Genomic DNA, 23,393 nt, shown 5'->3' with positions numbered 1-23,393 from the left:
GCTCACGGTAGCCGCCGGCGCCGGGCTGGCCGTCCAGGACGGTGATCATGGGCTCCATGGACACCACCATGCCGGGCTCCAGCACGGTGTCGATGCGGGCTCCAGCACGGTGTCGAGCTTCCCGGCACACATACGGAATGATGGTAGACACCATGACCCCAGCAGAATCTCCCGAGACCACCGGCAACGGCGACACCAAGGGCACCTCCGTCATAGTCAATGCMATCGCCGTGCTGCGAACGTTCACCGCCGACGAGCCATTGCTCGGCGTCACCGAGATCGCCAACCGGGTGAGCCTGCACAAGAGCACCGTTTCCCGGATCCTGGCCACCTTCGAACAGGAACACCTGGTGGAACGGGACCCGGAGAGCCGCCGCTTCCGGCTGGGGCTGGGACTGATCGCCGTCGCCGGACCGCTGCTGGCCGAACTGGAAGAACGGCGCGTGGCTTACCCGGTCCTGCRCGAACTCACCGAACAGACCGGCGAAACCAGTGCCCTCATGGTGTGGAACGGCGCCGAGTCGATGTGCGTGGAACAGATCGCCAGCCACCACCAGATCAAACACACCACCCCGCTGGGTGCCCGGTACACGGACGCCATGAGCGCCTCCRTTCAGGTCTTCCTGTCCGCCGAGCAGCCAGAACGTGTCCGGACGCTGCTGCGCAGCGGTGCGATCAGCTATCCGGGACTCGACGACGCCGGCCTGGACGGCTACCAGATCAAGCTCAAGGATGTGACGGGCCGCGGGTGGGCCATCAACTACGGCGAATCCTCGATCGACGAAGTGGGCGTCGCGGCCCCCGTCTACGACCACCGCGGTGACATCGTGGCGGCCGTCCTGATCTCGGCACCCCGGTTCCGCGTTTCACGGGAAAGGCTGCAGAGCCTGGGGGAAGCCTGCGCCGCCGCAGCCTTCAAGGTCACCACACGCCTGGGCGGACGCGCGCCCCAGGGCGGCAACTAACGCGCCCGCACAACACTCAACCGAGCCGGGCCAGCCGGGCCGCCAGATGCAGGGCGGCCAGCCGGCCTGTGGTGCGAGGGTCCCCGCCGCACAGCTCAAAGATCCGCCGCAGCCGCTGGTGCATGGACTGCCGTTCCAGGTGCAGCTCCCTGGCTGCGTGGGCCGTGTTGCACCCGGAGTCCATCCACGCGGCCAGCGTGGCGAGGAGTCGCGAATGGCGTTGCGCGTCATGATCCAGAAGTGCGCCCAGTTGCTGGCGCACGAAGGTCCGCCGCTGATCAGGGTCCAGGCATTGAACGGCGAAACGTTCCACTGCGAATGCCTCCGCGTCGACCACCGTATGATGGCCGACGCCGCTGCCCGTCCGGGAAGGCTCCGGGGAACCGGCCAATTCCAAGGTGAGCTTGGCTTCGGACAGCGACCAGGGCGCATCGGAAATTCCGGCCGCCAGGGGTCCCACGGCGGCCAGCGTTCCATCAATCGCCGCCAGCTCCATCAGATCGCTCAGAAGCCTATGCCGGCCTTCTCCCGGAGCATGCTCCGCCAGGCTGGCTACTGCGAGGAGTTCGGCGTGATCGACATAGGCGGCATGGGATGCGGCTGCCCGAGCCAGAAACTGTTCCACCGAGGTCCGCAACTGTTGCGAGATGTCCGACCGGACCACCACGGCCACGAGCGGGCCATGGGGTGGAATCCCGGCTGCCAGAGCCATTTGTTGAAGCCTCCACGGCTGGCTGCCGGAATCGACCGCACGGATCAACGCAGCTCCGGCAACCTCCCGCAGACCGGGAGACATCCGCTGCAGCATGGCCAGGGCCAGGATATCCACGGAACGTTTTCCGGCCGTCCGCGCAAGGTTCTCGTCCACGTCCGCAGGGACCCGGAGCACCAGCTGAGCCGCCAGCATTCCGCGCACCGGAACGTCGATCCGGATCAGCCGAGCAGGTTCTTGCGGAGCGGGTTTAGGGCTGCCGCCGGCGTCGCCGCTGCCGGTGTTCCCTGGCGTTGCACCGGCAAGCACAGCCCCCGTCARTGAAGCGAGGGTCACCTCGGCGTGCGTGATTCCGGCGAGCACGGCCAGGATCCGGTCCAGTCCGCCGCCGTGTGCAAGCTCAACGGCCATCGCGTGGCTGGCCTCGTCCGCCTGACGCAATTGGGACACCGACTCGCTGACCAAAGCCGAGTTGATGGCCTGCATAACACTGACAAACGGCACCACCTTGCGGAGCTCGATCAGCGGCAGTCCGGCTGCCTCAGCGGCCKACACCATCAAGGACGGCAGTGAAGGAAGCGCGGCGCCGGTCTCGATGGCCAAGGCCGCCACGCCCCGCTCTGCCAGTTGACGGATATATGTGATCCGCCGGTCCTCGGAGGCGAGTGCGAGGGCTTMCCCTCCCGTTAGCAGAAGCTCGCCGCCGTCGAGCAGGGGAGCGATGTCCAAAATCTCGCTGGAGTGCACTCACCGTAGCTGGGTCCGGGCGGCCCTGCCGATGGCCGCCCTAACGATGGGGTCAGCAGCCGCCAGCGTCGGGTGGTTCAGGACGTCTTGAAGACGTATGGACATGACACTCCGTCGCGTAAATCAAGTATTCAATAGACACACTATATATAGGCTGCTGTGGCATCGGCCACATAATCTTGAAGCATCCCAATCGCTCACGGAGGCTCCAATGCGTGAAAAATCCCCCCTGGTTTCGGCCGGCACCGCACCAGCGGCCAGCGAAGACCACGAAGCGTGGCTACACCCCATCCCCGAATCAGAGCGCACCCGCAAAGTATCCGGCCAGTTATGGATCTGGGCCGGCGCCAACCTCGCCCCGATCAACTGGGTGCTGGGGGCGCTCGGCATCCAGCTCGGCCTGGGGTTTGCCGACACGGTCACCGTTCTTGTCCTTGGCAACTTGATCGGCATGCTGCTCTTCGGATGCTTTGTCCTCCTGGGCCAGAAGACCGGAGCCACCGGAATGGTGCTGGCCCGTGCAGCCTTCGGCCGGCGCGGAAACTACCTGCCGGCAGCCATCCAGGCCCTTCTGGTGATCGGCTGGTGCGCCGTCAATACCTGGATCATCCTGGACCTGGTCATGGCGCTCTTCGGAACCCTGGGCTGGGTTGACCCTGAGGCCMATAACTACGCGTGGAAGATCGGMATCGCCACCTTCATCATGGCGGCCCAGGTCGCCATTGCCTGGTTCGGCTACAAGGCCATCGCGGCATTCGAAAGGTGGACCGTCCCGCCGACCATCATCATCCTGACCGTGATGTCGGCAGTGGCTTGGTTCGGCATGCAGATCAACTGGACCTACGCCGGCCCGGCAGGTCACATCCTGGAAGGTTCCGAACGCATCGCCGCGATGAGCGCCGTCATGACGGCCATCGGCATTGGCTGGGGCATCACCTGGTTCACCTACGCCGCAGATTACTCCCGCTTCGTCAGCACCTCGGTGCCCAAGCGCAAGGTCTACCTCGCCTCGGTGCTGGGCCAGTTCATCCCCGTCGTCTGGCTGGGAATCCTGGKGGCCAGCCTGGCCACCAACACCGGCGAAATCGATCCCGGAAAACTCATCGTGCTGAACTTCGGCGCGCTGGCCCTGCCCGTGCTGCTMATGGTGCTCCACGGCCCCATCGCCACCAACATCCTGAACATCTACACCTTCTCCGTGGCCACTCAGGCGCTGGACATCTCCATCAGCAGGCGCAAGCTGAACCTTTTTGTTGGCGTCTTCTCCCTTGCCGCCGTGATCTTCTTCATCTTCCAGGAGGATTTCGCCTCCGTACTGGATGCCTGGCTGATCGGGCTGGTGGCCTGGGTGGCCGCCTGGGGCGGCGTGATGCTGGTCCACTACTTCTGGATCGAGAAGCGCTGGCCCGGCAACCMTGAGAGGCTCTTCGATGCGATCGGTACCAAGCGCCTGCCGGGTGTGAATCCGGCCGGCATCGCCTCCCTGCTCATCGGCATCTACGCCACCTGGCTGTTCATGTACGGGCTGGTGCCGGCAATGCAGGGACCCATCGCCGTCGCCCTGGGCGGATGGGACCTCTCCTGGCTCGCCGGGGGACTGGCCAGCGCCGCGGCCTACGCCATTCTGGGCCCGCGGTTCCACCGCAAGTTCCTCGATGTTCCCGCCATCAGCGAATTGGCCATAGAGGTTTCCACGCCCCAGGCGACCGACCTTCCGGTCCCGAACACCACCCGCGCAGCCCTTTAGCGGAACAGGCAGGCGGAGGGAACGCCKGCGCGGCCCGGAGCCGAAACAACCCGGAGCCGAAAGCTAAGGAACTTATCGCAGTCAGGAAGCTCCCGTCCCTGGCGCGGCCCCTCCTGACGAGGCGGACGTGCCGGGGACCTTCCCGTCTTCAGGCGGGCTTGTTCAGGCGGGCTTGGCCATCGCGTACGCCGCCGTGGCATAGGCGAGTGCGGCGGACATGTCCTTGAGCAGTTCCGTGTTGGTGTTCGCGATGGTGTCGCAGGCCTCGTGGTAGCAGGGATCCAGATGCTTGCCGGCCTCGCCGCCGTAGGCCTGGGCCTGGGCCTGGGTCTTCTTCTTCTCGTCGCCGGTGAACAGCCCGCCGCCCGGAATGCCGGCCGTCAGGAAGGCGTCGTAGTCGGAACCGCCATCAAAGGGCGTGGTTTCGGCGGGGAGCGAGTTCTCCTTGAAGAAGCGGAAGAAGATGTCCTCCATCGCCTTGGACCCGGCCGGCCCGGCGTGGCCGAAATCCGTACCGTCGCCGTCGTGCACGGACCGCACGCCGTTCGGCGAGGCCACCATGTCCACATTCAGGTACGCCGGGGTCTGGCTGCGCTCCTCCGTGCTTAGCGAATCGACGTAGTGCTGGGACCCGTAGAGGCCGTCCTCCTCCCCACCCCAGAACGCAAACCGGACCCTATTGGCCGGCGTAATCCCGGACTCCTTCATCCACCGGGCGGTCTCAAGGACCGCTGCCACCCCGCTRCCGTTATCGTMAATTCCCGGACCGTCCTTCACGGAATCCAGATGCGCGCCCACCACCACGGTGCGCTCGGCGCTGCCCTGCGTGTCGGCCAGGATGTTGAACKACTCCACCTTCGGCTTGCCCCGTCCCTCCCCTTTGAAGCTGAAGGTCTGCCGGACCGGTGAGTACCCGGCAGCCCGCAACTGCTCCTCGATGTAGCGGGCCGATTCCTCATACCCGGAGGTTCCCGAGGCACGGTTGCCGCCATTGGCATCAGCAACCTGCTGCAGGGCCTTCAGGTGGTCCTCCATGCCCCGGGACTTGAACGCGGCCAGCACCGTACGCGCGTCCACAGGACTMACAGGAACCAGCGGCGGAACAGCAGGCCGGGAAGGAGCAGCACTGGCGGATTTGGCGGACTTGCTGCTCGCGCTGCCGGTCGGGGTGCCGGCCGCGGTCTCGGAAGTGCAGGCCGCAGTCGAGAGCAGAATCACCGCGAGGATTGAGGGGAGGACGTGTTTGCGCAAAGTGATCATGCCGAGGAGCCCCATCATTAGTCGGTACAAGTTCGCTTGCTTTCCGGCCGAAAAGGTCAAGACGCTCGCCACTGACGCTCCAGTAAGTCGCGGCCGCCATCGCCCGGCAGATACTCCTATCCGATCGAACCATTGTGGGCCTTTCCGGGGTAAGTGCAACAGCGCCCTAGTTTGAAAGGGCTGTGCTGTGCTGTGGAGTGCTGTGCTGTGCTGTGCAGTCGCTTGTTGCTCGGCCAAGCGGCCCCGGCCCTGCTTGCGTGCTTAACCCGGGCCKGGCGCCGCAGACATGATCTGCGGCGCCCGGCCCGGTGGCTCTTCCGGCCAGCGAGGTGCCCGCTATGCCAGCATTGCCTCGACGTCGGCCACGTCCGGGTAGGCCGTTTGCGTCCCTTTCCTGGTCGCTGCCAGGGCGGCGGCAACCGAGGCGAAGGCGGCAGCGGCCGGGAGCGATTCCCCGGCAGCCAGGCGTGCCGCGACGGCCCCCGTGAAGGCGTCGCCGGCGCCGGTGGTGTCCGTGGCGTTGACCCTGGTGGGTTCAATCCGGGTGACGTGGCCCCCGGCGCCGGCACCCGAGTCCAGGACCACGGAGCCGTCAGCGCCCAAGGTGACCACAACGCGTTGCAGTCCGCGATCGGCAAACCTTCTCCGGACCGGCGCCCACGCCGCCGTGTCCGCACCGGCGTCGGGCACGGCGGTGCCGCCCAGGAACAGCGACGCCTCGTGCGCATTCACGAGCAAAACGTCGCAGAGGCCGGCGAGACTCGCGGGGATCTCKGCGTAAGGCGAGAGGTTGAGCAGGACTGTTGCGCCGGCGTCGTGCCCCAACCGGGCCGCCGCTTCAACGGTGTCGAGGCCAACCTCGAGGCACAGGCACACCACCGACGCGCGCTCGAACACGTCGGCCGAGCCGGCAACATCCTCCGGCGCCAGCGTGCCGTTGGCCCCGGCCGAGATGATGATGTTGTTCTCACCGCTCGCGTCCACGGAGATGACGGCGACGCCGGTGGCGGCCTCGGGAGAGCGGCGGACGCGGGAAACATCGACGCCCGCCCCGGCGGTGGAGGCCAGGAGCATGGTGCCGTTGGCGTCGTCACCGACCGCGCCGATCAGGACGACCCGGCCACCGAGCTTGCTCGCGGCGACAGCCTGGTTGGCGCTCTTGCCTCCGGGGTTCACTGCAAAACCGTTCCCGTGCACCGTTTCGCCGGGAAGCGGTAGCCGCTCGCAGTAGATGGTCAGGTCCGCGTTCAGCGAGCCGACGACGACGATCGGGGCAGGGGTCGCGATGGTCACTTCGCCTCAGCTTCCACGGGCTTGGGAATCAGCAGAGAAGCAGCAAATGCCGCCACGGTGATGATAAGGCCCACCACGATCGCGGTCAGGTAGGAAGCCTGGGCGTCGCCCAACGCGGAGGAGGCCACGAGCGCCGCAGGCAGGACCAGGAAGCTCAGGCCCGCACCCAGGTTGAACGCGCCGGCGTTCATACCGGGGAGGAAGCCGGGGTTGCCTTCGGGGGAGAGGACAACGCCCAGGCCGTTGAGCATGATGTTGACCGTCCCCGCGTACATGATGCCCAGCAACGCTGTTCCGGCAATCATCATGGGCAGGCTGCTGAGGCCGAAGAAGGCAATGATGGCCAGGGCCACGACGCTGCCGCCCATGCCGATCCGCAGAACCTTGGTGTAGCCAAGAACCGGGGCCAGCCGGCCGCTGATCGGGCCGACGATCCAGCCCAGCAAGGCATAGGGGGTAAGGATGATCAGCGACATCTCGGTGGGACCCACGCCGAAGCCGGGGGCCGTGGCCTGCACGTAGGCGGGAACAATCCCGTTGATGACCGCGAAGACGCCGGTCATCGTCAGTGTGGTGGTCAGCAGCGGCGCCCAGGTGGAGCGCCGGCGCAGGTGCGCGGTTTCCACCATCGGCTGCGGCGTGCGCTTTTCCACCATCCAGAAACCGCAGAAGGCGACCGCGGCCACGGCGATTAGGGCGATGGCCAGGGTCAGTGTGCCGGGAGAAAATGCGCTGACCAGTTTCGAGGCTTCGTTGAGGGCGGTCAGCAGGGCGCCGACCGCGATCACGATGAAGAACACGCCGGGCCAGTCCATTTTGGTGCCGACTGCCGGCTTGCTTTCGCCGGCCAGGACGGCGACGAGGGCCGCGGCCAGGATTGCCAGCGCGACCATGAGCCAGAAGATGCTGCGGAACCCGAAGTGTTCGGCGAAGTAGCCGCCCACAAATGAGTCCACGCCGGCAACCCCGCCGTTGACGGCGGTGATGAGGCCCATCAGGGCGCCGTACTTGCGCGGGTCGCTGACGGCCGAGCGCAGCATGATCAGGCACAGCGGCACGGTGGGGCCGCTGACCCCCTGGACGATGCGGCCGACGAAGAGCCACGTGATGTCCGGGGCCATGGCCGCGATCAGGGAGCCGACGGCCATCATCACCATCATGCCCAGCAGGATTTTCTTGCGTCCCACAATGTCGCTCAGGCGCGGCAGGAAGAGGGAGAACAACGCGGCGGCGGTGAAGAACCAGGTCTGGGACAGGCCGATCACGGCCTGGTCCGTGTGCAGTTCGTTGCCCATCGTGACCAGGGCGGGGCTCAGCATGGAGGCGTTGAGCTGGAAGGCAACGCAGGCCGTCAGCAGTGCGGCGGTGAGGGCGGTGACGCTTCCGCGCGTGGTCTTGGGTTCGTAGGTCAGGATGCTCATGAGTTGGCTGCTCCTGCGTCGACGCTTACGGCGGCGGACGGGTCCACGTCGCCGATGCGCACCAGGGCGTCCGTGACGAGGCTCCAGAATTTCCCGTGGTCCAGGTCCACGGCCACGGAAGTGTGGCAGTCCGCCGGCGCCGGGGCCCGGAAATCGGCCACGGTCATGCCGAGGGTCAGCTGGCCCTGCAGTTCGATGTTCACCGGTACTTTGCGGGTGGTCATGACGGTGGGATCGATGACGTAGGCCACCGCGCAGGGGTCGTGGACGGGCGGGTAGTCAAAGCCCTGGGCGTCCTTGTACGTCCTGGTGAAGAACTCCATCAGTTCCAGCACGAACTGCGCGGGCCGGGTGCCCACGGCAGCGATTTTTTCCACGACCTCGGGGGTCGCCAGGGCCTGGTGCGTGAGGTCCAGGCCCACCATGACCACCGGCCACGGCTCGTTGAACACGATGTGTGCGGCCTCGGGGTCGATGATGATGTTGAATTCGGACACTGCACTCCAGTTGCCCACGTGGTAGCCGCCGCCCATGAGGACGACTTCCTTCACGCGTTCCACGATGCGCGGTTCCTTGCGGGCCGCCATGGCGATGTTGGTCAGTCCGGCCGTGGGCACCAGGGTCACGGTCCCGGGCTCATGTGCCATGACGGTGTCGATGATGAGGTCGACGGCGTGGCGCGGGTCCAGTTCGATGTTCGATTMTGGCTGGGCGGGGCCGTCCATGCCGMTCTCGCCGTGGATGTCCGGGGCGGTTTCGATGCTGCGGACCAGCGGCCGAGCGCAGCCGGCGGCGAAGGGGACACCGGTGATGCCGGCAATCGTGCCGACCGAGAGGGCGTTGCGGGTGACCCGCTCGAGGGTCTGGTTGCCGACGACCGTTGTGACGGCCAGGAGCTCAATGTCGGGATTGCCGTGAGCCAGCAGCATGGCCACGGCGTCGTCATGTCCCGKGTCGCAGTCCAGGATGATCTTCCGGCGTTCCGGATTCAAGGTGATGGGATCCACGTATATCTCCACGTCGTTGGGGGTCCGCCGGGGCGGTGCACTAAAGCGTTCAGTGAGAGTTTGGCACTCCGCAGAGAGATACGTCAAGCGCTTAACGTTCATGACGTCAAGCGCTTGATCTATTGCGGCGCATACATCCCGCCGCTCCCGGATACGATCGAGGTATGGAATCCGGCGATCACGTGCAAGAACTTCGGGKGCGCACCCCGCGCGTCACTGCGGCCATGGTGGCCGCGCGGGCCGGGGTCTCCACGGCAACGGTCTCTCTCGTGGCCAACGGAAAAACCCGGGGGAGGGTGTCGGAGKACAACATTTCGCGGGTCCAGGAAGCCATTGCCKAACTCGGCTATGTGGTGGACAGCATCGGCAGTTCCCTGGCCAAGGGCATCAGTTCGATCGTCATTCTCGTGGCCCCGGACATCTCCAACCCGTTCTTCGCGAAGGTCATTGCCGGCGTCCGCGGCGCGCTGGGCGCCGACTACCAGCTGCTGCTCTCCGTCACGGACGCCGGGGAGTTCCCGCGCGTCGACGACGTCCGCCGGCWCCTGGCCCTGCGGCCGGCCGGGCTGCTGGTGGATGCGMCCAGCGCGGCGTTCCTGGACGAGCTGTCCGTCGCGGGACCGCTGGTCCTGCTGGACGCCCCGGGCCTGGAGTCCCTCGCCCCCTCGGTGAACCTCGACGTCGGCCTTGGCGCCCGCCTGCTGGCCCGGCACCTGGCGGACTCCGGACACAAACGGGCGGCGTACGTGGACAGCGTGACCGGCACCGCGACGTTCGAGATCCGCCGGGCGGCGTTCCTGGCCGAGTCCGCCGCACTGGGCATCACGGTCGCACCGGACCATGTCATCGGCACCACCATTGACGTGGGCGCGGCCGCGTMGGCGTTCGCCGCGGCGTGGCCGGGCTGGCAGCGGGACGGCGTGACCRCCGTCGTCTGCGCCACCGACACCCATGCCTACGGGGTGCTGCAGGAAGCCCGGGTGGCCGGCGTCCGCATTCCGCAGGAACTGGCCGTGGCAGGCTTCGACGACCTGCCGTACTCGGCCACGTCCAGCCCGGGCCTGACCAGCGTCCACCTGCCCGGCGATGCCCTGGGGGCGAAGGCGGGCGAACAGCTCCGCCGGCTCATGGAGGGCAAGGGCCTGGAAGAGCCACAGCTGATCCTCCAAAGTTCACTGATCGTGCGCGGTTCCACGGAGCCGGCCGGCACCTAGGGCACCGAACCGACGAGTTGCCGCAACCACCAACGTCCCTCCCGAGGAGTTGTCACCATGACCAGCGCACCCTCTCTGACCATCCAAAACGCCCGGATCTTTGACGGACGTTCGCCCGAGCTGACGCGGGGATCCATCGTGTTCCGGGACGGGCTTATTCAGGAGATCGGCGACGTCGTCCCCGAAGGTGAGGTGATCGACGCCGGCGGCAGGGTAGTGGTGCCCGGTCTTATCGATGCACATTTTCACGCGTACGCCGTGGGGCTGGGCGGCCTTGAGGTTGAGCGCTCGCTCCTGAGCTACGCAGCCCTGGTGGGGGCACGCCGGTTGGGCGCCGCAGTGCGGCGGGGATTCACCACCGTCCGAGACGTGGCCGGCGGGGACAGCGGGCTGGCCCGCGCCATTCACRGCGGCCTGGTCACGGCTCCGAGGTACTACTACACGGGCCCTGCCCTCAGCCAGACCGGCGGCCATGGCGATCCTCGGTCCGCGGACCTGGACGTCTGCTTCGATCACGGTCACATGTGTGCCGTAGTGGACGGAGTGGACAATCTGCGCAAGGCAGTCCGTGAACGGTTCCGCACGGGAAGCCACGCCATCAAGATCATGGCCTCCGGAGGGGTCGTCTCCCTGACGGACCCCATCCGGCTGCCGCAGTATTCAGCGGAAGAAGTCCGGGCGGTGGCGGACGAGGCCGCCCGGCGCAAGAGCTACGTGGCGGCCCATGCGTATTCGCCCGAGGCAATCAGGCATTCCGTAGAAAACGGGGTTCGTTCCATAGAACACGGGAACCTCCTGGACCGGGACACCGCGCAGCTGATGGCCGAACACGGAAGCTTCCTCGTGCCGACGCTTGCCGCCTACGACGCCATGAGCAGAAGGGGAGCAGGTCTGGGACTGAACCCCGTATCCCAGGCCAAGAACGCCGAGGTGCTTGAGGCCGGCAAGGTCGCTCTGGAACTGGCCCTGCAGGCCGKAGTCAAAGTGGGCTTCGGGTCCGATCTGATGGGGGATCTCGAGGACGATCAGCTGGTCGGCATTCGGCTGCAGATCGAGGCGGCAGGCGTCTTGGAGACGCTGAGATCACTGACCTCCGTAAACGCAGAGCTCCTTCAGGACCCAAGCATCGGCGGCATCAGTTCCGGGATGGCAGGCGATGCCGTGATCCTGGACGGCGACCCCTTTGCGGACCCGGCAGCGCTCTGGGACCAGAACAGGCCGAGGACTGTCATCCACGACGGTCGCATCATTCGGTGACCCCCGTTTCACGCTGATCGGATCCGGGGACCAAGCGCACGACGGCGGGACGGGCGCCGGCGGCTCGCGGGCCTACGCTGTGGTGTCCGGAATAACGAGGACCGGCCACTCCCGGCGGCTGACCAGGGCCGCGGCAACCGATCCTTCGAGGAGCCTGTCCATCCACGCCAAGGCTCCAGGTCGCTCGGCGCCCACGATCAGCAATGATGCGCCGACGTTGTCCGCCAGACGGCCAAGGGCCTTGGCGACGTCTCCGTTGAGGACTCGGAAGGACCATGACTCCCCGGCCTGTCCAAGGACGGCTTCAAGGTTCCGCAGCAGCTGCCCGGACGGAAAATCGGTCTCTTCTTTCACCACCGGGTCGAGTGAATGCGCCGTCCGGATGCCATCGGGCTCCCATTCCGTCAGGAAACTGGAGGGGTCTACAAAGGCGCAGACAAGGTGCTGTCCCAGCGCGCTAGCGAGATCAGCGGCCGTGCGGACCAGATGCTCCGGAAACATCCACTCGACACAGAGCACGATCGGACCGTCCGGCCAGGCCTCATCCGGCACGGGAATGCACACCCTCGGTGCGTCGCGCGGCGAGGCAGCCACGCGGTGCACCCTCCGGGGCCAGTGTGCGGGATAAGGCCGGGACGGGCATGGCCTAGCTCCCTGTGAGCTCCGCATGCAGCTTCCGGACCCGGGCCTTGATGTCGTCCCGGACCAGGCGCATGCGGTCTATGCCCTCGATACCGCGCTCGKCGGGTTCGTCCGTTTCCCAGACCTCGAAACGGGTGCCGTCGCGGGGTTCCAGTTTGGCTTCGGTGCCCAGAACGATCACGGCATCCACGGCGTCCAGGACCTCGTCGGTGACCGGTTTGGGGTGTTCACCCGCGATGTCGATACCAAGTTCGGCCAGAGACTCCGCGGCCTGGGCGTTCAATGACGCACCCGGCTTGGTGCCTGCGGAATGGACGGTGATCCCGTCGCCGGCGAGCTGCTTCATGAGCCCGGCAGCGAGCTGGGACTTGCCGCCGTTCTTGCTGCAGACGAACAGGATGCTGGGCTTTTTCGCGGTCTGGGTCATGCGTCTAATTCTTCCTTGTCTGAGCCGGGGTTGTTGAGCAGTGATGCTGTCAGTGCCTTGACCCGGTCATGGAGCTCATCACGGATGATCCGCACGGCCGCGACGGGCAGGCCGGCCGGGTCTGCCAGTTCCCAGTCCTCGTAGCGTTTGCCGGGGTAGATCGGGCAGGAGTCGCCGCAGCCCATCGTGATCACCACATCGGAGGCGCGCACGACGTCGTCCGTGAGGGGTTTGGGATAGTCCTTGGTGAGGTCCAGCCCCATTTCCGACATCGCTGCAACGACGGCGGGGTCGAGTTMGGCGGCAGGGAGGGAGCCGGCGGAACGGACCCGGATCCTGCCCTTGGCCTCGACGTTCAGTAGTGCTGCGGCCATCTGGGAGCGGCCGGCGTTCTGCACGCAGACGAACAGGACTTCCGGGACCTCGGAGGCGGCCGCCCCCTTGGACTTGGCGAGGGCACTGAGCCGGTCGTTGGCGAAGTGCTCGGTGGTCGCAGGAAGGTGGGTGGTGACCTTCGCGGTCCGGGCAAGGGCAGTGTAGGACTCGAAGACGTAGCGCTCCACTGTTTCGGCGGCAAAGACGCCGGCGAACCGGTCGGCCAGCCGCGCACTGATCCGTTGCAGGACCTCGGTGTTGTCCTGCAGGCCCAGGCCATGTTCAGGGTGGTCGGTCATGTCAGCACTCCAATTCGATCAGTTGACGAAGGCAGTGAACGAGGTCAGTTCTCGCCGGAGCGGCCGTGGGCCAGCCCGGTGGGGAACCCGACGAGCACCGGCTCAGGGGCTCCGCAGCATCCGCCGGAGGTTTCAGCCACGAACCCCGCAGTGGCCGCCGGGACGTCGCAGCTGGTGCCGATGTCCGAGGAGCAGACACCGGTCTCGGGGAGTTCGAGCTGGACGGCGTCGGCCGCTTCCCGATCCCCGGCCAAGGCCGCGGCGACGGAGCGGACCTGCTCGTAGCCGGTGGCGAGCAGGAAGGTCGGGGCGCGGCCGTAAGACTTCATGCCGACGACGTAGAAGTCCTGCTCGGGGTGGGCGAGCATCTTGGCTCCGTGCGGTTCCACGGTGCCGCACGAGTGGAATTCGGGGTCGATCAGCGGGCCGAGGTCACGCGGGGCCTCGACGCCCGGGTCCAGTTCCAGCCGGAGTTCCCGGAGGATGCCCAGGTCGGGGCGGAAACCGGTGGCCGGAACGACGACGTTGGCCTCCAGGGTGCGGCCGTCCGTGGAGATCAAGGTGACGGCGCCGTCGGACGCTGCAAGGGAGGCGATCCCGAAGCCGGTGTGAAGTTCCACGGCACCGGACTCGACGAGGCTGCGGAGCCGGCTGCCGAGCTGGCCGCGGGCGGCCAGCCCATCGGCGTCGCCGCCGCCGTAGACCTTGGCCGCAGAGGCGCCGCGGATCGCCCAGACGATCTTCGTCCCGGGCACCTGGGTTGCGAGCTCGGCGAGGTTGAGGAGGGTGTTGGCTGCCGAGTGCCCAGCTCCGACGACGACGGTCCGGCGCCGGGCGAACGTCTCACGGTCGCGTCCCAGGACGTCCGGCAGGGGCGAGGAGACGTGGTTGGCCGCGGCAGCTTCTCCCACAGCGGGCAGGCCCGAGGTTCCGAGCGGGTTCCGGGTGGACCACGTGCCGGAGGCGTCAATGACGGCTGCGGCCTGGTAGTCGCGGACTTCGCCGTCGGCGTGTTCGACCCGGACCATGAAGGGGGTGGTGTCGCGGTTCCGGCTGTGGGTCTTGTCCATGCCCTGCCGGGTCACTGCCACGACGCGGACGCCGGTGTGCAGTCGGGACGCGATCGCCGGGAGCGCGGCGAGTGGGCTGAGGTACTGGTCGATGAGGTCCCCGCCGGTGGGCAGCGCCGTCGGCTCGGGTGCTTCCCAGCAGGTGCCGGCGAGCAGGCGGACGGCGGCGGCGTCGGTGTTGTACCGCCAGGGGGAGAAGAGCCGGATGTGGCGCCACTGCTCGATGGCGGCGCCCGCCGTCGGGCCGGCCTCGAGAATGAGCGGCTGCAGGCCGCGCTCGAGCAGGTGTGCTGCCGCGGCCAGGCCGATGGGCCCGGCTCCGATGACAGCTACGGGAAGCGTAGTGGTTACAACCATGGTGTCCTCTGTTTCATCCGTGGTGCAGTTCAAGAGTGGGTGGGGTCCTCCACCAGGGCGGTGGCGATGCTGTCCGCGTCCTCGAGCGCGGCGAGATAGCGTTCGGCGTCGAGGGCGGCGGCGCAACCGGTGCCGGCGGCGGTGATGGCCTGGCGGTAGCGGTGGTCGACGGCGTCCCCGCAGGCGAAGACTCCGGTCAGGTTGGTGACGGTGGTGGGCGCGTCGACCTTGATGTAGCCTTCGGCGTYGAGATCGATCTGGCCATGCAGCAGTTCGGTGCGCGGGACGTGTCCGATTGCGACGAAGATGCCGGCGGTGGCCTGTTCGCGGGTTTCGCCGGTGCGGGTGTCGGCCAGGGTGACGCCGGTGACCTTTCCGTTGCCGTGGATCTTGGTGATGGCGGAGTTCCAGGCGAAGCTGATTTTGGGGTTGTCCTTGGCGCGCTGCGCCATGATGCGGGAGGCGCGGAGTTCGCCCTTGCGGACGACCACGGTCACGGACTTGCCGAAGCGGGTCAGGAAGGTTGCTTCCTCCATGGCGGAGTCGCCGCCGCCGACGACGATGATGTCCTGGTCGCGGAAGAAGAAGCYGTCGCAGGTGGCGCACCAGGAGAGGCCGTGGCCGCTGAGTTTCTTCTCCTCGGGCAGCCCGAGTTCCTTGTAGGCGGACCCGGTGGCGAGGATGACCGCTTTAGCCTCGAATGTCTCCCTGCCGGCGGTTGTCACTCGCTTGATGTGGCCGGCAAGGTCGACCTCGGTGACATCGTCAAAGATGATTTGCGCGCCGAAGCGTTCGGCCTGCTGCTGGAGCCCGTCCATCAGCTCCGGTCCCTGGACGCCTTCCGGGAAGCCGGGGAAGTTTTCCACTTCAGTGGTGTTCATCAGGGCGCCGCCCGCGGTGACCGCTCCGGCGATGACGAGCGGCTTGAGTCCGGCGCGGGCGGCGTAGATGGCCGCGGTGTAGCCGGCGGGGCCGGACCCGATAATAACGAGCTGCTTAGGCATGGCTGTCTCCTACTTTCCGACGGGAAGGAGTTCAGAAATCAGGGATTCGATGCGCGACTTGATGTCGTCGCGGATGGGCCGGACGGCGGCGACGCCCTGGCCGGCGGGGTCTTCGAGTTCCCAGTCCTCGTAGCGCTTGCCCGGGAAGATCGGGCAGGTATCGCCGCAGCCCATGGTKATCACGACGTCGGATTCCTTGACGGCCTCGGTGGTGAGGACCTTCGGGATTTCGGCGGACATGTCGATGCCAAGTTCCGTCATGGCCTCGACGGCTGCGGGGTTGACCTTGTCCGCCGGGGCGGAGCCGGCGGAGCGGACCTCGATGGCGCCCTGGGACAGGGTGGTGAGGAAGGCGGCGGCCATTTGGGAGCGGCCGGCGTTGTGGACGCAGACGAACAGGACGGAGGGCTTCTTGGCGGTTTCGGTGTTCACGGGGTTTCTCCTGGAATCAGTTGGGCGTGGATCGGTTGTCATTGGGTCGTTGTCCCCGCACCGCTTTACTGACTAGACATTGATGTTTGTCGATGCATGAAGTATCGAACAATAGATCGATACTTGTCAATATTGGCGGGATTGGGTTTTAGGCGGCGTGCAGGCGGGGTGCGAGGTCGCTGATGCGGAGGGCGATGTCGGCGAAGGCGCCCTCGAAGGCGTCCTCGGTGTTCAGCCGGAGCGGATCCGGGACGGACCAGTGGATCCCGCCGAGGTGGGGGATTTCCTCGTGGGCGTTGTCGCAGACGGTCACGATGAAGTCCCCGTCACCCGCCACCTGCTCCAGGTTGCGCGGAGGAAGGTCTGCGAGGTCGACKCCGTGGCGGCGGGCGACGTCAATGGCGCCTGAGGCAATGCGGTCCGCGGGATGCGTTCCTGCCGACGTTGACGGGATTTCGCTGACCTGCTGCCACAGTGCGGCGGCCAGCTGGGACCGTGCACTGTTTTTCGTGCAGACGAACAGGACGCGTCGGGCCCCGTGTTCCGCGCCGGGCACCAGGCCCTCCAGGGCGCCGGCGGCAAGCCGGATGTAGCTGCGGCGCCTGTCGGCCTMGGAGCGGTGGCGGGTTGCCAGTCCGGCATCTTCCAGGGCGCGCAGGTGGTGGGACAGCAGATTCGACGGCATCCCCAGCTCTGCCTGCAGTTCCGTGGGGGAGAAGTCACCCAGGGTCAGCAGGTCAACGATGCGCAGCCGCGCGGGATCGGCGAGGGCCGCATGTTTGGCCGCCCTCGTCCGAAGAGCCTTGATTGCCTCAATAGTCATTGATTCAATTTTGACTGAGTTAATTCTTTAGGTCAAGCTGTTGCCATGACTTCCCACCAACCGCCGCTGTGGCGTCGTGCCGTCGCTGAACTGCTCGGCACCAGCTTGCTCGTGATGATCGTCGTCGGTTCCGGAATCGCCGCGCAGCAACTCTCCCCCGGGGACGTTGGCCTGCAGTTGCTCCAGAACAGCACGGCCACGGTGCTGGGCCTGACGGTGCTGATTCTGGTGCTCGGACCCGTGAGCGGCGMGCATTTCAATCCTGTGGTCTCCCTCGCCGACTGGATCCTGGGCCGGCGCAGCGGCGCCGGGCTGACCCTTCCCGAGCTTGGCACCTATGCGGTTGCCCAGACCGTGGGGGCGGTCATTGGCAGCGTGGTCGCGAACGCCATGTTCGAGGTGGGCACGTCCATCTCTGCCAAGGAGCGCGCAACCCCAGGGCATCTGCTGGGCGAGGTTATCGCTACCGCGGGTCTGATCCTGCTGATCTTCGCCCTCGCGGCCACCTCGCGCGGCGTGCTCGCCGCGCCGGCGGTGGGCGCCTATATTGGGGCCGCGTACTGGTTCACGTCCTCGACGTCGTTCGCGAACCCGGCGGTGACAGTCGGCCGCATCTTCAGCGACACCTTCGCCGGCATCGCACCGGCCTCTGTTCCCGGCTTCGTCGTGGCGCAGCTGGTCGGCACGGCAGTCGGCCTTGGCTTTCTCCTGATCCTGTTCCCCTCCGCGGCACGCACCGCGGACGACGCCGTTCTCCCGCGCAGTTCCGAAACGGCCAGATCCTAGCCGTCGCCGCCCCTGGCGGGCCGACCCGTCTGCGCCTCCACCTCAACGGGGCATGCGCCCCAGCCGCTCCCGTCTGAGGGCTCCACCTAACATTGATGATTGTCAATATCAGGGCATAATAGGTACATGAACTCCCTGCCTATACTCGAGCCGGMCACGGATGAATCCTGCTGCGCCCCGGCAGGAGTGCCTGCCTTGGGTGCTGAGGAGGCGAAGCAGAAAGCCCTGGTCTTCAAGGCGCTGGCCGATCCGAACCGGCTGCGGCTGCTCTCCATCGTCAAGGGTGCCGGAGCCGGCGAAGCCTGCGTCTGCGATCTCACCGAGCCACTGGACCTGGGGCAGCCCACCGTGTCCCACCACCTGAAGATCCTGGTTGACGCCGGCCTGCTGCACCGCGAGAAGCGCGGCACCTGGGCCTACTACTCCCTCGTTCCGGGCGCCATTGAGCAGACGGCTGGCCTCCTGGCCTCCCTGTGAGTCGCAATTCGGAGCCCGACCTCACGCTCCGTCCGATGCAGGAAACAGACTGGCCCGAGGTCCGACGGATCTACGGCGAGGGAATCGCGACCGGGCAGGCAACGTTCGAGGCCGCGGCGCCGGACTGGCCCAGTTTCGATGATTCGCGGCTCACCGACCACCGCCTCGTGGCGCAGGCGGTCGACGGGAGCGTCCTCGGCTGGGCGGCGGTCTCCGCCGTTTCCGCCCGTCCCGTGTACTCCGGCGTCGTGGAACACTCCATTTACGTTGCCGAGGCCGCCCGCGGCCGACGGATAGGGTCAGTCCTCCTCCGGTCCCTGATCGCCTCGACGGAAGAGCGCGGCATCTGGACCATCCAGGCGAGCATCTTTCCTGAGAACGAACCGAGCTTGAAGCTGCACCTCGCGCATGGTTTCAGGGTAGTGGGGCGACGGGAAAAGATTGCCCGGATGGCCCGCGGCCCTGCCGCCKGCCAATGGCGGGACACGGTCCTGATCGAACGGCGCACACAGGCCCTTTAGTTCTTGCGCTAGGGCACGACGGGGGCAAAGGTAGTCCCCAAGGGCTGACATTGCGGCCGCGACCCAGGAGGACACCATGAATGACAGGACTCCCACCCCCGAGGACCGGCTGCGTGCCATGTTGGAGAACATCAAGGCCGCAACCGCCAACACACGCCAGGCGATGGACGCGCCCGGCGATGAGGATTGGGTGCAGGATGGCGAGTCGGACGCTGAGTACCTGCGGGCGATCCAGCGCGACACGATTGCCAGGCTGGACGCCACCGCCCAGGACATCGAAGCCCTGCTGGCTGAGCGCCTGGGCGGCTAGCCGGGAAGGCGACGACCCCGCCGCACACGGTGCGGCGGGGTCGTTGAGGCGGGTCAGGCAGGCTGGGTGCTGAGAGCGGTCAGCGCCGACAATCTGTCTTCACCCACAGGCTCTTCGGGCAGCATGGGAATGAGAGCGACCCTGTCCGTCAACGTGTACACCTTCGAGATCTGTTCGATCTCGCTCGCGGCGCGGGCCCGCAGGAACGGCGACTGCGGGTGTGCGGCCGCGATCGAGTTGTTGATGACCCAGGCCCACGGATGGATTCCGGCCCTTTCCAGGTCACCCTGCAGTTCTTCGGCTTCGAGTACGGGCGTCGTTTCGGCCAGCGTGACGAGAACGACCTTGGTCTGTGCCGGATCCTGAAGCCGCATCAGGGGCGTCACGAACCCCATGGTGTCGCCGACCTGGCGGGCGATCTCACGGTGGTACGAACCKGTGGCGTCCAGGAGCAGCAGCGTGTGCCCGGTCGGTGCCGTGTCGATCACGACAAAGTGCCGGCGGGACTCCTGGACCACCTTGGAGAACTGCCGGAACACAGCCACCTCGTCGGTGCAGGGCGACAACAGGTCCTCAGCGAGGGCCGCGCGCCCGTCATCGCCCAAATTCCGGCCCTTGGTCTCCATCACGTGGCTTCGATATTCCTCGATGGCCGCTTCAGGATCGATGCGGGAGACCGTCAGGCCCGGGATGGAACCATGGAGTGTTTCGGTCAGGTGCGCTGCGGGATCCGTCGTGGTCAGGTGCACCGCATGCCCGCGTTTGGCCAGGGCGACCGCAACGGCGGCAGCGACAGTGGTCTTGCCGACCCCGCCCTTGCCCATGCACATCACCAGGCCATGGCCATCGAGCTCCACTTCGTTCACCAGGGCAGTCAGCGGGGCATCTTCGACCTCGGCGTCCGCCGCCGCGCCGGGCGGCATGCCGGCCCCTGCGGCCGCKAACAAGGTCTCAAGGGCCGGAATGCCGACCATGTTGCCCGGCTTGAGATCCAGAACGTCGCGCGGAAGGGCGGCGACCGGCTCGGGCATGGCGGCGACGGCGGCAGCTTCCCGGGCGCGCAGGGCCCGCGCCAGATCCTCCTCGCCGGCGGCGGGCGGCAGGACGCCGTTGATGACCACGTAACCCCCGCCGATGCCGATCTCGCCCAGTTCCAGAAAGGTTCGTTCGATCTCCGTCAGGGATGATGCCTGCGCGCGGCTGACCAGGATAAGGCGCGTCCGGGCCGGGTCGGTGAGAGCCTGCACGGCCTTGGCATACACCTGCTTGTGCTTCTCGAGCCCTGAGAGGGGGCCCAGGCAGGAGGGATCTCCCTTTCCCGTCTCGAGGAAGTCGGTCCATGAACCAGGCAGTTGCAGCAGCCGGATCGTGTGGCCCGTCGGGGCGGTGTCGAAGACGATGTGGTCATACTCCGCGTAGGCCAGGTCGTCGGCGAGCAGGTTGGTGAACTCGTCGAACGAGGCGATCTCCGTGGTGCACGAGCCCGACAGGCCTTCGGCAATGCTGGCCAGCTCGGTCTCCGGCAGGAGGCCGCGCACGGGTGCAATGATCCGCTCACGGTAGGCTTCGGCGGCCTGCTCCGGGTCGATTTCCAGTGCGGAGAGGCCCGGCACATCCTGGATGGGCGTGACGGAATTTCCGATGGTCACACCAAAGACCTGTCCGACGTTCGACGCAGGGTCGGTGCTGACCAGAAGCACGTGCCTTCCCGCTCTTGCCAGGGTCAGGGCCGTTGCGCACGCTACCGAGGTCTTGCCTACACCGCCCTTTCCCGTGAAAAACATAAACCGGGGAGGGTCCTCAAGGAACTTCACGCCGGAACCTAGCAGCAGCTCGTGGAGCCGCCGCAGCAGCCGCCGGACTTCTTTTCGGTCAGGCCCAGCTCCGGGCGCGGGGTCGGCTGTTCTGCCGCTTCGCCCAGTCCGGCGAACGTCAGCAACTGCGCCCTGCTCGGGTAGGCGCCGGTGGCGACCGTGACGCCGTCAACGACAGTAAGCGGCAGGCCCTTCGAGCCGACGGTGTGCATGTAGCCGCGGACCGTCTCGTCCGTAGCGAAGGCCGTCGGGTCGCTGGCCAGATTGTGCCGCGCGATGTCGRCGCCCAGCCCTTGAAGGTGGCGCACGTTTGCCGTCACGTCCACCAGCGACTGGTCGACGTYGGGGCCGCAGACGCCGGTGTCGCAGCAGAGAGCGGATTCATAGATTCGGATGGCAGGCATGCGGTTCTCCTTGGCTGTTGCGGTGGTTCGATCCAGTGCCGAAACCCTGTGCCGTCCTCATGCAGGCAGTCGTCCCAGGGGGATGCGGCCTACGAACGAATGCGTCACATTCACCAGTATATTGATATTCATCGATGCGTGCTAGCCGGGGGGGACGGAGCGCCTAAGGGACTCCCCGTCATGCAGACTCCGTCACTCCGATCTAAACTCGGATCCACGCTCATCCCCGACGAGGAGGTCACGATGGCCGGCGGCAGCCGCGAACCCGGCAGGACGGTGACCTCGAAGGTCCTCTCCATCCTGGAAGCCTTCGAAAAATCCCGGGGAGCCCTCAGCCTGACGGGCATAGCCGAAAAATCCGGGCTCCCGCTGAGTACGGCGCACCGGCTGGTCAACGAGCTCACGGACTGGGGCCTCCTCTCCCGGGAGCCCAACGGCCGTTACCAGCTCGGCATCCGCCTCTGGGAGCTCGCCCAGAACACCGGCCGCCAGCTCCGCGACGCGGCCCGGCCGTACGTTCAGGACCTCTTCTCGCTCACCGGCGAAACCGCGCACCTGGCGGTCCGGGCCGGCCACGAGGTGCTCTACATCGACCGCGTCTACGGCTCCAAGCGGGTGCCGCGGGCCTCCCGCGTCGGCGGCCGCCTGCCCATGCACGCGACCGCCGTCGGCAAGGTCATCCTGGCCTTCGAGGAGGACTGGGTCCGCGACGCMTACCTGAACCGGCAGCTCGAGCGGCACACCGCGCACACTCACGTTGACCCGCAGAAGCTGGCGGCCGAAMTCGCCCAGATCCGCGAGCAGGGCTACGCCACCACCCTTGAGGAGGTCAGGCTGGGATCCTGCTCGATCGCCGTCCCGGTCTTCCATACCGGCAGGATCGGCGCCGCGATCGGGCTGGTGCTGCCCACCAACCAGGCCGCCACGATGACCCGCCACCTGCCGGTCCTGAGGGGCATCGCGGCGCAGATCKAACGCGCCACCGCCCGGATCCCGCTGGAAACGCTGCTGGGCAGCAATGTTGCGGGAACKGACTAGGCCGGATCCCTGGCAGCAACAGGCCCTGCATCAACTGGCTTCCGCTCAGTGGAAGTGAGCCCTGCCATTCCGAAGTGATGGGGGCCACACTGGTAATTAAGAACCCGCGGCATGCAGTGGCGCTGCCGGCGGGACCGAAAACCAAGGAGCCCAGATGTCATCGTCGACTGAAACGGCCGGCCGCTGTCCCTTCGGGCACGGCGCCGAAGCCCCCGCCGGGCACCACGGCTACGAGCCGTTCCAGATGAAGAATCCMTTCCCCGCCTACGCCGAACTCCGGGCCGAGCAGCCCGTCATGTTCGACGAGCGGATCGGCCTCTATGTCGTCTCCCGCTACGACGACATCAAAGCCGTCTTTGAGGACTGGGAGACGTTCTCCAGCGAAAACGCCCAGGCGCCCGTCCGTGAACGCGGCGCCGCGGCCAAGAAGATCATGGACGACGGCGGCTTCACCGCCTACTCGGGCCTCTCCGCCCGCCGCCCGCCGGAGCACACCCGCATCCGCGCCGTGGTCCAGAAGGCCTTCACGCCCCGCCGCTACAAGGCCCTGGAGCCCTTCATCCGGCAGAACGTTGTCGAGCTGCTCGAAACGATGCTGGCGCGGCCGGAACACCGCGGCGACATGGTCAAGGACCTCGCCTATGACGTCCCCACCATCACCATCCTGACCCTGATCGGCGCCGACGTCTCCCAGGTGGACACCTTCAAGCGCTGKAGCGATTCCCGTGCCGCCATGACCTGGGGCGACCTCAGCGACGAGGAACAGATCCCGCACGCCCACAACCTCGTGGAGTACTGGCAGGAGTGCCTGCGCTTGGTCCGGGTGGCCCACGAGGAAGGCGGCGATAACCTCACCGCCGACCTGGTCAAGGCGCAACAGGAAGGCGCCGAAATCTCCGACCACGAGATCKCCTCGGTCCTCTACAGCCTGCTCTTCGCCGGCCACGAGACCACCACCACCCTGATCTCGAGACCACCACCACCCTGATCT

Annotated in this window: 24 protein-coding genes and 1 pseudogene; 10 read left to right on the top strand and 15 right to left on the bottom strand. The window is 66.8% G+C overall.

The window, feature by feature from the left end:
- Positions 1-172, bottom strand: a pseudogene (locus AC1DBQ_RS12085) (creatininase); the annotation flags it as partial.
- Here AC1DBQ_RS12085 and AC1DBQ_RS12080 point away from each other — a divergent pair.
- The gene (locus AC1DBQ_RS12080) at positions 153-965 is read left to right on the top strand and encodes an IclR family transcriptional regulator (RefSeq protein WP_476928728.1); all 813 of its coding nucleotides are present in this window, start codon (positions 153-155) and stop codon (positions 963-965) included. The pseudogene AC1DBQ_RS12085 and the gene AC1DBQ_RS12080 overlap by 20 nt on opposite strands.
- A gap of 16 nt (positions 966-981) precedes the next feature.
- Here AC1DBQ_RS12080 and AC1DBQ_RS12075 read toward each other — a convergent pair whose 3' ends face one another.
- Positions 982-2,424: a helix-turn-helix domain-containing protein gene (locus tag AC1DBQ_RS12075; RefSeq protein WP_476928727.1), complete on the bottom strand. Its 1,443-nt coding sequence runs from the start codon at positions 2,422-2,424 to the stop codon at positions 982-984.
- A gap of 211 nt (positions 2,425-2,635) precedes the next feature.
- Between AC1DBQ_RS12075 and AC1DBQ_RS12070 the strand changes: the two genes are divergently transcribed.
- A complete protein-coding gene (locus AC1DBQ_RS12070; protein ID WP_476928726.1) occupies positions 2,636-4,171 on the top strand; it encodes a purine-cytosine permease family protein in 1,536 nt (511 codons plus the stop codon).
- 162 nt (positions 4,172-4,333) lie between these two features.
- Here AC1DBQ_RS12070 and AC1DBQ_RS12065 read toward each other — a convergent pair whose 3' ends face one another.
- From AC1DBQ_RS12065 to uriH, 4 genes are all read right to left on the bottom strand, one after another.
- A complete protein-coding gene (locus AC1DBQ_RS12065; protein ID WP_476928725.1) occupies positions 4,334-5,461 on the bottom strand; it encodes a M20/M25/M40 family metallo-hydrolase in 1,128 nt (375 codons plus the stop codon).
- 306 nt (positions 5,462-5,767) lie between these two features.
- Complete coding sequence (locus tag AC1DBQ_RS12060; RefSeq protein WP_476928724.1) at positions 5,768-6,724, bottom strand: ribokinase; 957 nt, start codon at positions 6,722-6,724, stop codon at positions 5,768-5,770.
- Positions 6,721-8,145, bottom strand: a complete 1,425-nt coding sequence (uriT, locus tag AC1DBQ_RS12055) for a uridine transporter UriT (protein ID WP_476928723.1) — start codon at positions 8,143-8,145, stop codon at positions 6,721-6,723. Before uriT ends, AC1DBQ_RS12060 begins: the two co-directional genes overlap by 4 nt.
- Positions 8,142-9,164 (bottom strand): uridine-preferring nucleoside hydrolase UriH, encoded by a 1,023-nt coding sequence (gene uriH, locus AC1DBQ_RS12050; protein WP_476928731.1) that lies wholly within the window; start codon positions 9,162-9,164, stop codon positions 8,142-8,144. The genes uriT and uriH overlap by 4 nt, the downstream gene beginning before the upstream one ends.
- Positions 9,165-9,376: 212 nt before the next feature.
- Here uriH and AC1DBQ_RS12045 point away from each other — a divergent pair, with 212 nt between their 5' ends.
- Both AC1DBQ_RS12045 and AC1DBQ_RS12040 read left to right on the top strand, forming a co-directional pair.
- Positions 9,377-10,366: a LacI family DNA-binding transcriptional regulator gene (locus AC1DBQ_RS12045; protein ID WP_476928730.1), complete on the top strand. Its 990-nt coding sequence runs from the start codon at positions 9,377-9,379 to the stop codon at positions 10,364-10,366.
- A 57-nt stretch (positions 10,367-10,423) separates the two neighbouring features.
- Positions 10,424-11,623 carry a metal-dependent hydrolase family protein gene (locus AC1DBQ_RS12040; RefSeq protein ID WP_476928722.1) on the top strand — a complete coding sequence of 400 codons (1,200 nt, stop codon included), beginning with the start codon at positions 10,424-10,426 and terminating at the stop codon, positions 11,621-11,623.
- A gap of 72 nt (positions 11,624-11,695) precedes the next feature.
- Here AC1DBQ_RS12040 and AC1DBQ_RS12035 read toward each other — a convergent pair whose 3' ends face one another.
- From AC1DBQ_RS12035 to AC1DBQ_RS12005, 7 genes are all read right to left on the bottom strand, one after another.
- Positions 11,696-12,217 carry a universal stress protein gene (locus tag AC1DBQ_RS12035; protein ID WP_476928721.1) on the bottom strand — a complete coding sequence of 174 codons (522 nt, stop codon included), beginning with the start codon at positions 12,215-12,217 and terminating at the stop codon, positions 11,696-11,698.
- Between the two features lie 52 nt (positions 12,218-12,269).
- Positions 12,270-12,692: an arsenate-mycothiol transferase ArsC gene (locus AC1DBQ_RS12030; protein ID WP_476928720.1), complete on the bottom strand. Its 423-nt coding sequence runs from the start codon at positions 12,690-12,692 to the stop codon at positions 12,270-12,272.
- Entirely contained in the window at positions 12,689-13,366 is a 678-nt protein-coding gene (locus tag AC1DBQ_RS12025; protein ID WP_476928719.1) for an arsenate reductase ArsC, read from the bottom strand. The genes AC1DBQ_RS12030 and AC1DBQ_RS12025 overlap by 4 nt, the downstream gene beginning before the upstream one ends.
- A gap of 44 nt (positions 13,367-13,410) precedes the next feature.
- Positions 13,411-14,793 (bottom strand): FAD-dependent oxidoreductase, encoded by a 1,383-nt coding sequence (locus tag AC1DBQ_RS12020; protein WP_476928718.1) that lies wholly within the window; start codon positions 14,791-14,793, stop codon positions 13,411-13,413.
- A gap of 29 nt (positions 14,794-14,822) precedes the next feature.
- Positions 14,823-15,797, bottom strand: a complete 975-nt coding sequence (trxB, locus tag AC1DBQ_RS12015) for a thioredoxin-disulfide reductase (RefSeq protein WP_476928717.1) — start codon at positions 15,795-15,797, stop codon at positions 14,823-14,825.
- Between the two features lie 9 nt (positions 15,798-15,806).
- A complete protein-coding gene (locus AC1DBQ_RS12010) occupies positions 15,807-16,229 on the bottom strand; it encodes an arsenate reductase ArsC (RefSeq protein ID WP_476928716.1) in 423 nt (140 codons plus the stop codon).
- A gap of 148 nt (positions 16,230-16,377) precedes the next feature.
- Entirely contained in the window at positions 16,378-17,052 is a 675-nt protein-coding gene (locus AC1DBQ_RS12005) for an arsenate reductase/protein-tyrosine-phosphatase family protein (RefSeq protein ID WP_476928715.1), read from the bottom strand.
- Between the two features lie 45 nt (positions 17,053-17,097).
- Here AC1DBQ_RS12005 and AC1DBQ_RS12000 point away from each other — a divergent pair, with 45 nt between their 5' ends.
- From AC1DBQ_RS12000 to AC1DBQ_RS11985, 4 genes are all read left to right on the top strand, one after another.
- A complete protein-coding gene (locus tag AC1DBQ_RS12000) occupies positions 17,098-17,838 on the top strand; it encodes an aquaporin (RefSeq protein WP_476928714.1) in 741 nt (246 codons plus the stop codon).
- A gap of 126 nt (positions 17,839-17,964) precedes the next feature.
- Positions 17,965-18,315 (top strand): ArsR/SmtB family transcription factor, encoded by a 351-nt coding sequence (locus tag AC1DBQ_RS11995; protein WP_476928713.1) that lies wholly within the window; start codon positions 17,965-17,967, stop codon positions 18,313-18,315.
- Positions 18,312-18,836 (top strand): N-acetyltransferase family protein, encoded by a 525-nt coding sequence (locus AC1DBQ_RS11990; RefSeq protein ID WP_476928712.1) that lies wholly within the window; start codon positions 18,312-18,314, stop codon positions 18,834-18,836. Before AC1DBQ_RS11995 ends, AC1DBQ_RS11990 begins: the two co-directional genes overlap by 4 nt.
- A gap of 76 nt (positions 18,837-18,912) precedes the next feature.
- Positions 18,913-19,146, top strand: a complete 234-nt coding sequence (locus tag AC1DBQ_RS11985) for a hypothetical protein (protein ID WP_476928711.1) — start codon at positions 18,913-18,915, stop codon at positions 19,144-19,146.
- 53 nt (positions 19,147-19,199) lie between these two features.
- Here the strand turns inward: AC1DBQ_RS11985 and arsA are convergent, their stop codons facing one another.
- Together arsA and arsD are read right to left on the bottom strand one after the other, a co-directional pair.
- Positions 19,200-20,930, bottom strand: coding sequence for an arsenical pump-driving ATPase (arsA, locus tag AC1DBQ_RS11980; protein ID WP_476928710.1), 1,731 nt, complete (start codon positions 20,928-20,930; stop codon positions 19,200-19,202).
- A 38-nt stretch (positions 20,931-20,968) separates the two neighbouring features.
- Complete coding sequence (gene arsD / locus AC1DBQ_RS11975) at positions 20,969-21,364, bottom strand: arsenite efflux transporter metallochaperone ArsD (protein ID WP_476928709.1); 396 nt, start codon at positions 21,362-21,364, stop codon at positions 20,969-20,971.
- Between the two features lie 243 nt (positions 21,365-21,607).
- Here arsD and AC1DBQ_RS11970 point away from each other — a divergent pair, with 243 nt between their 5' ends.
- Positions 21,608-22,402, top strand: a complete 795-nt coding sequence (locus AC1DBQ_RS11970) for an IclR family transcriptional regulator (RefSeq protein WP_476928729.1) — start codon at positions 21,608-21,610, stop codon at positions 22,400-22,402.
- A gap of 154 nt (positions 22,403-22,556) precedes the next feature.
- Entirely contained in the window at positions 22,557-23,390 is an 834-nt protein-coding gene (locus tag AC1DBQ_RS11965; protein ID WP_476928708.1) for a cytochrome P450 family protein, read from the top strand.
- Positions 23,391-23,393: the final 3 nt, after the last annotated feature.

This window comes from Arthrobacter sp. 10T413_2 (assembly GCF_056394205.1).
This window is presented reverse-complemented; position numbering and strand designations above follow the sequence as displayed.

Bases quoted from the DNA above. Each gene is read 5' to 3' on its own strand.
- uriT (WP_476928723.1), bottom strand. From the start codon at position 8,145: ATGAGCATCCTGACCTACGAACCCAAGACCACGCGCGGAAGCGTCACC.
- AC1DBQ_RS12020 (WP_476928718.1), bottom strand. From the start codon at position 14,793: ATGGTTGTAACCACTACGCTTCCCGTAGCTGTCATCGGAGCCGGGCCC.
- AC1DBQ_RS11985 (WP_476928711.1), top strand. From the start codon at position 18,913: ATGAATGACAGGACTCCCACCCCCGAGGACCGGCTGCGTGCCATGTTG.